Below are 12,333 nucleotides of genomic sequence, written 5' to 3'. Positions count from 1 at the left end.
CTATATGGTCTGGAACCGGTAATCGCCAAGCTTGGTCAGGAGTTGCCGGTTGGTGGGCAGCATCCCGGCAAGCTTCCGCTTCATCGTCGCAGTGCGGTCGAACGCATCCTGCGCCGCATTCGGATCGCGCACGCCACGCGCCTGGAAGCGCGGGTCCATTTTGAAGCCCATGCCGTAAAGCACATATTGATAGCTGGCGGCCGGGAACATCTCATGCGCGCTGGAAAAATCCTGCTCGCCGGGTGGTGCATACCGCCACAGCTCGAGCTGATCCTGCAGGGACTGGGGGATGGTCGCGGGATCGCGATTGTCGCGCCAGAACGCTGTGTCGTCGCGCTCGGTCAGGACATAATGCAGCTTCAGGAACTCGACCACCCGGTCAAAGCGATACCGCGTCATGTCATTGAAGCGGCGCGCAACGATGTCCATCCCCGACCGGGTCGCCGGCATCGTCTCGGCAATGAAATCGGCCGACAATTCGATCAGCACCAATGCCGAAGATTCGAGCGGCTCCAGGAATCCGGCGGACAGCCCGACTGCCACACAGTTCCGCTTCCAGAATGTTTCCCGGTGCCCCGACCGGATGGTGAGCTCGCGCGGGGTCAGCGCATCGAACCCCGGGCCGACATACGCCGCCAGCTCCTCTTCGGGTGACGACCCCTGGGCATGCCGGCTCGAATAGACATAGCCGATACCGCGGCGGTTCTGGAGCCCGATGTCCCATATCCAGCCGTGCCGCTGGCCGACCGAGTTCGTCTGCGATGCGACCGGTGCATCGTCCGCGTCGTAGGGAAGCTGGACCGCGAGCGCGCGGTCGATGAACAGCACATCGCTGCGGTCAATGAACGGCACGCCCAGCGTCTCGCCCAGCAGCAGCGACGAAAAACCGCTGCAATCGATGAACAGGTCGGCGGCGAGTGGCCCGTTCACCTGTGTGACGACGGCGGCGATGTCGCCATTCTCTGCCATCTCGACACGCACCACATCGTCGATAACGTGGCGAACGCCGAGCTTTTCCACGCAGTGCGTGCGCATGAACTCGGCGAACCGGCCCGCGTCGAGATGATAGGCATAATTGGCCAGTCCGCCATATTCGGGCGATGTGATCAGCTTGGGCGCCAGCTGGCGTTCGCACAGGAATTCCTGAAAGCACACCGTGTCGGAGAAAGAGGCCGAGGCGGGATCGGCCAGCGCCTCCGCATTCCAGTAAGGTGCGAGGTCGAACTCGGGAAAGCCTTCGGGCAGGACCAGCGGATGGTAATAGAAATCGTCCGCAGCGCCCGTCCGCCAGCGGGCGAACTTCGCCCCCTGCTTGAATGAGGCGTTGCAGGCGCGGAGGAAGTCGGTTTCGGATACGCCAACCTTGCGCAAAGTATTGCGCATGGTCGGCCAGGTGCCTTCGCCCACCCCGATAATGCCGATCCGCTCGCTCTCGACCAGAGTCACCGAAAGACCGCCGCCACCGGGCACGCGATGACGCGCGGCGATCAACGCCGCAGTCAGCCATCCGGCCGAGCCGCCGCCCACGATACAGACTGAGGTAACGAAGTCGCTCATTTCCAAGTCGCCTCCTGATCGCATGATCCGCGATCGAGTGGCAACGAATAGAATGGGGACAGATGGCCGTCACCGACAGCCATCACACCCCGCCTCCCGCCTACCGCGCATCCGGCCATCAAAAGTTCAGCCGCACGCCGACCTTGAACCGCCGCCCGCTGTCTTCGGCATTGAGGAACTGGTTGGTGTAGTAGGCATATTTCAACGTGGTCGAGTTGGTGAGGTTCACCCCTTCCGCAAACACGGCGATTTGCTGCGTGACATTGACGGCCAGGCTGGCATCGAGCTGCGAATAGGCGCGGACCTGCGTCACGGCTTGCCCCGCCCCGTTCAGCGGCGGCGGCGCGAGATATTGCAGGAACTTGTCGCGCCAATTGTACGCGACGCGCGCCTGGATGCCGTGCTTGTCATAGAAGACCACGGCATTGGCCGAATTCGACAGACCGGTGAGCGCGAACTTGTTGGTCAGATCCCGTGGATTCAACTTGCGGTTGGACCTGACCAGAGTGCCGTTCACCTGGAAGCCGAAGCCGCTGTCGCCGATGCTTTGCTGCCAGGCGGCCTCCAGCCCGGTCACCGTGGCGTCCTGACCGTTCACCGGTGCGGTGATGATGAATTGCGCCGGAGTGCCGTTCGCCGGATCGTTGAGCGGCGCGCCCGATGCGCTGGCGACCGTTCCGGTGGTCTGGTTCAGAACAATGAAATTGCTGACGTTCTTGAGATAGGCGCCAAGCGATATGTAGTTGGTCCGGCCATAATAATATTCGAGCGAGAGATCGAGATTGTTCGATTTGAAGGGCTTCAAATTGGGATTGCCGCGGCTCGCGGCGAAGTTGCCCGGCCGCAACGTGACCAAAGTCGTCACCGGTGAGAGCTGTTCGAGCGTCGGCCGCGTGATCGTCTGCGACGCAGCGAAGCGCACGGTGAGTTTGTCGGTCGCCAGCCATTTGAACGCCATGCTGGGCAGGATATCGGTGTAACTGTTCGAGCCCGTCGTTCGGGTCGTCCCCGACGATTCGGAGCCATATTGCGTCTGATCATTGGCCAGCTTGACCAGCGCGGTATACGCCGTCGCCAGACCGTTGATGTTGGTGGAGGTATTCTCGACCCTGACCCCCGCAACGACCGAGAACGGACGCGAGGCCAGCGTTCCGCGGAACTCGCTTTCCAGATAGCCGCCCAGGACTCGTTCCTTGACGATGGTGTCGTTGACCAGCGGCGGCGCAAAGGTGAAGTTGGGATTGCTCGCGCGCTGCTGCGCGGTGATCGCATCGAACAATGCCGGACCGCTGAACGTCAGCCACTGCGTGGGCAAGCGATTGGCGCCGCTAATGCCCGACAGGAAGCCATTGCCCGCATTGAACACCGTGATGGGAACATTGGACGGTGCGGCAAGATTGTATCCGCAGGTGGTGCAGCCAGTGCCTCCATCATTGGAATAAAGTGAGGTTTCCTTGCGGTCGGTCGAAAAATAGCCGCCAAGATTGAGCCGTGCCAGGCCTTCGGTCTCGCTGCCCTTATAGGCCAGATCCGCACGAAGCTGGCCGACCCTGTCACGCACGCCATAGCCGCGCAGCAACATGACGTGCTGGCACATCGGCTGGTTTGCGCCCACGACACCGCCGCTGGCCGGCGTACCGGAATCGGTGGTTGCCGAACCGCACGGGCTGGCGGGGCTTGCGAATGTCGGCAGTGTCTCGGTCGTCCAGGGAAGGATGCTGCCGTCCGACCGGTAGCGATCCGATCCGGTCAGATAACCGAGCAAGGCCAGATAGGCCTCCTTGCCGCCATTGGGATTTTCCTTGGCCAGCGAATAGGTCCCGTCGAGGCTTAGCGAGAGGTCGGGATTGATCTTCCAGTCCACGTTGAGACCGAACTCGCGCGTGTTGGTGACCTTATCGAACTTCTTGTTGTGGAAATCGGTCGCGATCCCGCTGGCCTGGGTCAGGTCGATCGCCGTGCCATTGGCGTCGGTCTTGACGTTGGTCAGGTTTGAGGCCGTGAACCAGTGTCCATAGGACCGGGCGTCGGTCTTGTTGGTGAATTTGGTATAGAGCGCGTCGGCGGTGATGGTGATGTCGTCCGTCGGCCGGAACTGCAGCACCAGCGTACCGCCGATGCGCTCGCGGTCCTCGCGCGTCACCTTGCTGTCGAAGTTTTGCGGGATGAAGATGTTGCCCTGCGGATTGGAGCCGGACACGGTCCCGGCGCCATTATTGACCTGGGCGGCCGGCACCGACGGGTTGATCAGCCAGCCGTCGGTTTGCGCTTGTTTGAGGCTCGTGTAACGGCGCTGATAGCTGCCGCTGAGCAATACCCCGAAACGCCCGTCGGCGAACGTATCACTGAGCAGGAACGACCCGTCCGGCCCCGCCTTTTTGGCATTGCCGTCATAGTTGACGTCAGCTGTAGCCGCGAGCCTGAAACCCGAAAAATCAAACGGGCGCGCGGTCTTGATGTTCACGGTCGAACCGACCCCGCCCGATTGGTAGCGTGCGGTCGAGGATTTGAAGACCTCCACACCCGACACCAGTTCCGAAGCCAAAGTGTCGAAGGAAAAGGCGCGGCCCGAGGCCTGGCTCGGATCGGTCGGCGTCGCGATCTGGCGGCCATTGACCAGCACCGTGTTGAACTCGGGGCCAAAGCCGCGAACGGTGATGAAGGCGCCCTCGCCGCCGGAACGATCGATCGATACGCCGGTGATGCGCTGCAGCGATTCCGCGAGGTTGGTATCGGGAAGTTTGCCGATGTCGGTGGAAGAAATGGCATCGACGATGCCCGAGGAGTCACGCTTGATGCCGCGCGCGCTGTCGAGGCTGGCGCGAATGCCCGTGACGACGATGTCGCTTTCATCGCGGGATGCGACGTCCGCTTCTTGCGGTAAGGTCTGCTGACCTTCCGCCGCGGCAGGCGCGGATGCCGCTTGAACATTTTGTTCCAGCTTTATCGACATCGGTGCCGATACGGCTGAAACGCGACCCCGTTGCGGACTCTCGTTGCGGCGGACGATCACATAGGTGCTGGGACCGGTCTGACGGGCCACCAGCCCGGTACCGTCCAACATTCGGGCCAGCGCATCCGGGACGGTCAGCGCGCCGCGAACCGAATTGGCCCGCTTGGCCTGGGTGACCTTGCGCGCGGCGATGATCTGGACGTCGCCCTGCCGACCGAGCAAGCCGATCGCCGACTCTACGGGCTGGGCATCAATGGAGAACTGCTTGGCCTGCGCCAGCGCCGGCACCGATATCACACAGGCAAGGCCGGTGGTTGCATAAAGCGCGGCGCGACATACCGGGTTTCCGGTCATTCCCCTCTCCCCACATTGTCGGGCTTATTGGCCCCGTACACGCTAAGAGACCTGGTGAGCGAAAATCCTTCCAACATTTGGTCCGGACCGGAGATATTCCTTTGATAACGAGCAATATCGCAATGGGCGGTCATGCCTGTCCGAAGGCCGGCCGGATTTCAGCGATCGATCAGGATCACCGAAGGATCATCCAGCCGGACGGATGCGCTGAAGCCGACCCGCACGGCATCGGCAAATCCTTCCGGATCGTTGATCCGGAACACGCCGTCCATTCGCTCGGCGGCCATCCGGGCGTCGGTGACGACCACCTTTCGTTCATTATATCGATTGAACTCGCTCGCCGCCTCGCCAAGCGTCTCCCCGCTCAAATCGATAATGCCGCCACGCCACGCCAGGGCGCGATCGATCGATGCCTCCTCCGGCTCGACGCGCGCCGCGCCCGCCCCAATGATAGCGCGCTGTCCGGCGCCAAGACGGATAGGCTTCCCGACGACATCGTCCGACCATGTCTCGACGATCCCTTCCGTTACCAGCACTTCGACCCCGTTATCGCGCATTCGCACTGAAAAGGCGGTGCCGATCGCCTTGGCCCGAACTGGACCGGCTTCCACGATGAAGGGGCGCGCGGCATTCTTGGCAACGTCGAACCACGCCTCCCCCTGAGTCAGGCTGACCCGGCGGGCCCGGCGCTCCATCCGGATCGCAACGCTGGACGATGAGTTCATTGTCATCACCGATCCGTCGGCCAGCGGTACGCGACGAATCTCTCCCAGGTTGGTCGAATAATCGGTCTCGGCGCCCAATTGCCACATGCGGCCGAAAAACACCGCCGCGCCCGCCGCCGCCACACCGCCAAGTATGGCCCGACGCCCCCACCGCCCGGCTCCGGGGGCTTGATCGTCAACTTCCAGTTCTTCGATGTCCTCGGGAACGGGTTGATCGCTGGCGAGAGCGTGATCCACCGCCATCCAGGTGGCGTGAGCGCGCAAGAGTAAGCCATGTCGTAATGCATCCACGGCGAGCCAGCGCTGTAAGGCCTCTTCATCGCTTGTGGACCAGTGCCCGGAATCCATGAGCGCCACCCACTCGGCGGCTTCATCGTCCAGTTTTTTCGCGACGCGGTTCAATTACGCCTCGCCGCTGTGCGTTCGAGTGTCAAAAGGAGAGCATCGTTTTGCTGTTCGGTACGATCCCATGCCTGCCGAACGGCGCGAACCCCCAGCCAGACCTGCTTCTCCACTGCCTTTTCGCTCATGCTGAAATGTTCTGCGATCTCTCTCTGCGACCAGCCTTCGATCTTGCGGAGTTCGACGATGCGACGGCATTTTTCCGGCAAGCCTGCGATCAGGGCAAGTACGCGCTCATAGGCGATCTTGGTGCTGACCAGATCTTCGGGGGAAGGAGTGTGGTCATCCCGAAAACCCTCGATCTCGGCGACCGTTTCGAAGGGAATGATCTGTTGCCGCTTCAGGCGGCGCAGCAGGATGTTGCGGGCGATCGAGAAGAAATAGGCGTGCGGCACGGTGATATGATCGACCGAGTCAAGAAGCGCGATCCGGCAATAAGCTTCCTGCAACAGTTCATCCACTTCGTCATGCGAAAGCCGGAAACGGGCGAACCAGGTGCGTACGCGCGATTCATGCGGCAGAATCTCACGCGCCACCCACCCGGCGAGATACCGTCGGTGCTCAATATTACCCGCGCCCCGATCTTCGATGTGCCCTGCTCCTGATCCCCGGTTCGGTTGTGCTTTGCCGTTATAGAGTCCCGAGCGGGAAAAATCCTTCCGCCCGGGAGTTCGGCAATCGATTTATCAGACTTGAAGCTCAGTCGAACCCATCGGGTCTAAAACGCGTGCGCCCAAACCCGATGCCGATTCAACCCCAGCCCAAGCCATGCCATCCGAGTCAGCGAACGCGACCCTGACCGGCCTCGATTCCGCTCTTTGCACCGTGAAATCCCGAACCCACGGCCACCCGCTCCGGCCGGAGCTATTTCGCTGCCCGAAATATGGGCGTCACGCCGCTGCTGCTCCGCGCAAAAAACAGCACTGCGTCCATGCTGTTATCTGCTGTTTTCATGCTGTTATTCAATAACAGCATAGAAGTGCATTAACCCCCTGAATAAATGTCAGAAATTTTGCCGAAATTTCCAACTTAACAGCAGCGGAAAAATCATACCGGAATAACAGCAAAAACAGCAGCGCATATCGGACATTGCCGGCCAGACCGAGCGGAATGCCAGGCCCTCTCCCAACGGCTCATGCGCGGCGGGAACAAGCCATTCGTACGCTGGTATCGGCGCCTGTGACTGGTTTCGCACCCAGGCTGGAATCGCTGCCCTTGAGGTCCGATACAGGAATCCGGTCGGCCGCCTTGATCATCTCGGCGATCATATTGGTCTGCCGCGCGGCCAGGTCGGCGTCGAGCTTGTCCATATGCCCGCCCGGCACGATGCTGAGCAGATAGCTCGGTCCTGAAATACACGCGACGTGCGGGATACCGCTGTCGTGGAACACCGTGCCCGTGGTGAAGCCCGGTCCCTTCTGGACGGCATGGCGAAGCAGGTCGTGGCGCTTGATGCCGTCGATCACCAGATCGTTGAGCGGCCCTGCCGTCGCCGGCCAGTTCATATATTCGTTGTGACCGGTGGCGGCATAGCCCTTGCCCGGCACATCCAGCCATTCGCTGGCGCCGAGGTGCTCGATCGTGAACGCGGCGGCCGCCCGCTTCATCAGATCGGGATGCGCGCGTGCCCAGCCCGGCGCTTCGGGCATCGTACCGCTCATATGGCCCGGCCAGCCGGCGAACACGATACTACGCCGGAGCCGCTGCCCCGCGGGCAGACCGGCAAAGTGCCGGGCGAGCTGCAGCAGCGTGATGCTGCCGTTTTCCTCGATGAAGTTCTGACCATCGGTATGGGAATCGACGATCATCACTTCGTCGCTTTCACCTGGGAGGATCGCGGTCAGTTGAGGGACCATGCCGTCCACCCAGGCCGCGTCGAGCGTCAGATGGCCCGCCTTGCCGGCCTGCGCCGCCATCCGCAGTTCAGCGCCTGCATCCTGACCGACGAACAGCGCCGGCACCTTGGGTTTATAAGGTGACGCATGGGGCGAGAAGTTGCCGGCGATCATGGCCGACGACACGTCCATGATGATCGCCACCCCCGCAACACCGCGGGCGGCAAGCGCGTCAAGCTGGAATGACGGCATCGTCCACAACCGGTGATAGGGCGTATCGAGCACCGCGGAATCAGTTTCACCCCTGACATGGATGAAATGCGGCTGCACGATGTGACGCAGCGCCATTCTGGGCAGTTCGGCGTCGAACACCAGAATGGCGCCCGCAGGGATATCGGGAAGGTTTTCGGGGCCTTTCGGTCCAAGCCGCCCGCCATAGACAAGCGGCCCGCTCACCCCCTCGGCTGCGGTCGGATCCGATCGTACGAAATAGGCTACATTGGATATGGCATGGCGCCGGCCGCCATCGACAACCTCGACGCCCCATTTCCTTGGCTCCCAGCGACGATAGGCGTAGGATTCGCACGGCCCCAACAATAGGCCCGCCGCCTGAAACTCCTGCGCCATCCACTCGACGAATTTCAGATGGTTGGCATTGCCGGGCAAGCGCGGGCCGAAATCGACCATTTGCTGATAATCGCGGCGGATCTGCGCCGCGGACGGCAGCGGCACCGGGGCACGGCCCACCGCGGCGGCGAGCGCCTGGGCCGGCAGGCAGGTACTCGCGAACGATATAGCGGCGGCCAGAAGCGCACCGCGCCGCGACATCATCAACTGATCGGACATGTTTTCGCGTCTCTCTAGAATTTAAGCGTTACCCCGGCCGTCAGATAGCGGCCGATCACGTCGTACAACTGCGGATTGGTGGGATTGAATGTCACGAGTGTGCCGTTCGGAGCAAGCGGCGGATCTCGGTCGAACAGGTTGTTGACGGTCAGGAACAGGCGGAACTGCTTTTCGATGTCGAACGATAGGGTGGCATCCGTGTAGAATACCGATTTCACGCTGTTATCCTCGATCCTGGCCGGCTCGACGCGCGTGACGTCATAGGTTCCGGCACTGATGAAGCGCTCCTGCACGAACAGCTCGACCGGGCCGCTTTTCCAGTTGACGCTCCCCGTGGCGCTCCACCGCGGATTGGAGCTCAGGCCGACCTCCCCTGCCCGGTCGGTCGACGCCCCCCGGCTGATATCCTGTCGCTGCTTCGCCAGATAGCTGGCAATGGCGCGCAGCTGCATCGATCCGCCCAGCAGATTGCCGGTCGGTCGATAGTTCAGCTCGAGATCGATGCCCGAACTCACCAGGCGATTGAGGTTGAGCGTCGGCGATTCGATCCGGCTGATTTTCCCGGCGCCATCGCGCGTGATGTTCGCGCAGAGCTGCGTTGCACCGGCCAGGCACTGGTCGAGCGTTACCTGCGTGGAAAGCGACGAGATCACGCCCGAAATGTCGATCGAATAATAATCGGCAGAGAGCGTCAGGCCCGGCACGAACGACGGCGAGAGAATGACGCCGACGGTATAGGTATCGGCTTTCTCCGGCACCAGATTCCTGTTCCCCCGGGTCGCCTGGATAATTGCTATGGTGTCGGTGCTTCCGTCCGCATTTTTCACGATCACCGAACCCGTGTTCTGGACGATGCCCGCGAACAGTTCCGGCACATTCGGTGCGCGGATATCGCGAGACGCGGTGCCGCGAAACCGTACGCCGTCAACCGGCTCCCACACTGCGCCGGCCTTCCACGTCGTCACGCCACCGCTGGTGCTGTAATTGGTGTAGCGGACGGCACCGTTGATATCGAGCGCGCGAAGAAACGGCAGGTTGCGCGCAAGCGGGACAGCAGCTTCGGCAAACACTTCCCACACATTGTAGGAACCCGCGACCGGGAACACATTGGTGAGCAGATATCCGCCGGGGTTGTTCTTATAGACACCCGGAAAGCCTTGGATGCCCGTCGCGTCGTTGATCCCCGGGCCGATATCGTCGGATGTCTGGTCCAGAACCAGTCGCCGATATTGCCCGCCGGCCGCGAGCGACACAGGCCCGGCCCAGGTCGAAAACGGCCGGGCGCGCACCGACAGGTCAGCAACGTCCTGGGTTATCGTGGTGCGGAACGCCGATGTTGCCTCGACATAGTCGATCGCCGCTTTCGAGGGCGCGCCAGCACCGAAGATGTTCATCGGCACGCACCCGGGATACAGTCCGGGATTGGTCAATGTGACGTTGCAGACGATCTGGCCGCTGCCCGGATCGCGTACGGCGTCGACCGCTGCATACAGGCGTTCGAGGACGACATTGTTGTCGGTGCGGATATTCTGTGTGTTTTTACCGCGCTCATAATAGCCTTCCACGACGAGATCCGACGGACCCGAAAAGCGGAATCCGGCGGTCAGGTCGAGCGTGCGCGCCTTCGCCGTCGCGTTTGCCGGCTCGCCAAAGTCGAAATTCATCCGGCCAACCTGAAAAGGCGCATTTCCAACCTGTTGCTGGACCGCCGGACTCAGGAACGCGTTGCTGGGGGAAATCAAAAAGCCGTTGAAGCCGCCGAGACTGAATTGCTGAATCTGGTTGTAGTGATTGCGCGCAAGCCCGAGATTGGCTTGCGCGAAAAGCGTCAGGGAGGGCGTGACATCGAACTCGGCGCGGCCGAAATAGCTTTCCGTCCGGATATCGGCTGACAAATTGCTGAACGCCTGCGCACCGTCGCCGCCAATCTGGATCAGGCCCGATTGAAGCGACCCTCGCGAAAACGGGACGAGCGAGCCATCCGGGGCGAATTGCCGGTAGGCCATAGGGCCGGTCAGGATGAGTCCACCTGGCGAGGCGGTGGAGGCGCGCAGGTTTTCCCGGAAGATCAGCTGTCCGGGCACGGCAGGATTGCTCAGAAACCCGATACCGCTCCGCCCCCAGTCGCGATCCGTGATGCTCTGCAATCCTTTCGTGTCGAAATAGGAGGCGCTGGCAACAATGCGCCCACGGCCGTCCGCAAATGCGTGCCCCGCCGTCAGGCTCGCTTTGTAGGTTGGCGCATCCCCCTCATCGGAGATGCCGGATTGAAGCGTTGCCTTCAGCCCCGAGAACCGGGTGTCGAGGACGAAGTTCACGACGCCTGCCACGGCGTCCGATCCGTAGGCGGCCGACGCGCCGCCAGTGACGATATCGACGCGCTTCACCAATTCCTGCGGAATCAGATTGATGTCGGTCGATCCATCGCGGGCGGAAGGTGCCGCGCGACGGCCGTCCAAAAGCACGAGCGTTCGCTGCGCACCAAGGTTGCGCAGGTTCAGATAGCTGCCTGAGCCCGGCCCCAAAGCGGCAGTAAAGCCGCCGGTCGGGCGAGATGAACCGCGAAACGCGGGAAGCTGGTTCAGCGCTTCACCGATCAGCCCAGGCTGCGCCTTCGTCAGGCTTTCGGCCGCCACAACAGTAACGGGGGTCGGCTGCTGCGATCCATCGATAATCGCCCGCGATCCGGTGACGACGATATCCCCCTCGTCTTGGGCTGCGGTTTGCGGCTCCTGCGCGCCCTGAACGGTCTCGGCCACATTTGGTACGGGCTCATTCGCGGTTTGCGCTGCAGCAGGAAAAACGATCAACGCCGCCGGACACGCCGACGCGAGCAGGATCAGCCGGATCATTGTCACCCTCCCAGTTTGGGTCTGCGGCGTGTTCGCCGTCTGCCCTTCATCTCCGATGGCGGAATGTCCCCGGCTTTGCAGGGTGAGTCAATAAGTTTCTTTTTTAAGAAAGAAATGTCATGGAATTGATGCCTGACGGGAATCCGTTGTCTGAACAGCCGCGGAGGACGGCGCGCAAAGGGCCCGGATTCCGGCTGCCACAAAGCTCGGCAACCGATCGGCGATGCCGGCAAAATCGGACGATGACACTTCTCCGTTGGAGATGCGATCGATCCGGCCCGTCTGCCCCAGCGAGAAGGTGAAAGCGCCGGTCAGGAAGTGATACCCCCAATAAAGCGTCTCTCGCGGCACGTCCGGCATCAACCGCTGCATGTCATCGATCAGCACGTTCGATACGCCGTCGAAGACTTCCGACATGAGTGAATGCATCGTTCCGCGTGAGCTGTTCACATAGGCGACGATCGCGGCATAATTCCGATGCCCCTCGCTCATCCTTGCCATTTCGAAGCCGGGTCGGACAAAGGCATCGATCAGCCCCTCCAGAGTTCCCTCCATCCCCGTAGCCGCACGATACTCGTCCAATGCCTTCAGCCGCGCGGCGTTTATCAGGGGGCCACGCCGGCGGAAAACCGCAGCGAAAAGCTGCTCCTTGTCACCAAAATAATAGCGCATCAGCGCCGTATCGACGCCGGCGCGCGCGGCCACACTGGTCAGAGTCGCGCCGCTATAGCCCTTTGATGCAAAGTCGGCTTCCGCATGATCCAGGATAAGGCTCATGGACTCCTCGCGACGCTCGGCATTCGGGCGGC

7 protein-coding genes are annotated in these 12,333 nt (G+C 61.8%); all 7 read right to left on the bottom strand.

Annotated features, from left to right (window positions below):
• Positions 1 to 1,557 (bottom strand): tryptophan halogenase family protein, encoded by a 1,557-nt coding sequence (locus tag ACRECS_RS05835; protein WP_431582012.1) that lies wholly within the window; start codon positions 1,555 to 1,557, stop codon positions 1 to 3.
• 118 nt (positions 1,558 to 1,675) lie between these two features.
• Complete coding sequence (locus tag ACRECS_RS05830; protein WP_431582011.1) at positions 1,676 to 4,864, bottom strand: TonB-dependent receptor; 3,189 nt, start codon at positions 4,862 to 4,864, stop codon at positions 1,676 to 1,678.
• Positions 4,865 to 5,022: 158 nt separating this feature from the next.
• On the bottom strand, positions 5,023 to 5,991 hold the full coding sequence (locus tag ACRECS_RS05825) for a FecR family protein (protein WP_431582010.1): 969 nt from the start codon (positions 5,989 to 5,991) through the stop codon (positions 5,023 to 5,025).
• Positions 5,988 to 6,527, bottom strand: coding sequence for an RNA polymerase sigma factor (locus ACRECS_RS05820; protein WP_431582009.1), 540 nt, complete (start codon positions 6,525 to 6,527; stop codon positions 5,988 to 5,990). Before ACRECS_RS05820 ends, ACRECS_RS05825 begins: the two co-directional genes overlap by 4 nt.
• A 597-nt stretch (positions 6,528 to 7,124) precedes the next feature.
• A complete protein-coding gene (locus ACRECS_RS05815; protein ID WP_431582008.1) occupies positions 7,125 to 8,672 on the bottom strand; it encodes a hypothetical protein in 1,548 nt (515 codons plus the stop codon).
• A gap of 14 nt (positions 8,673 to 8,686) precedes the next feature.
• A complete protein-coding gene (locus ACRECS_RS05810) occupies positions 8,687 to 11,524 on the bottom strand; it encodes a TonB-dependent receptor plug domain-containing protein (RefSeq protein WP_431582007.1) in 2,838 nt (945 codons plus the stop codon).
• A 117-nt stretch (positions 11,525 to 11,641) separates the two neighbouring features.
• Positions 11,642 to 12,301: a TetR/AcrR family transcriptional regulator gene (locus ACRECS_RS05805; RefSeq protein ID WP_431582006.1), complete on the bottom strand. Its 660-nt coding sequence runs from the start codon at positions 12,299 to 12,301 to the stop codon at positions 11,642 to 11,644.
• Between the last annotated feature and the right edge of the window lie 32 nt (positions 12,302 to 12,333).

The sequence above is a fragment of the Sphingomonas sp. genome (assembly GCF_050725575.1).
Classification (GTDB): Bacteria; Pseudomonadota; Alphaproteobacteria; order Sphingomonadales; family Sphingomonadaceae; genus Sphingomonas.
This window is presented reverse-complemented; position numbering and strand designations above follow the sequence as displayed.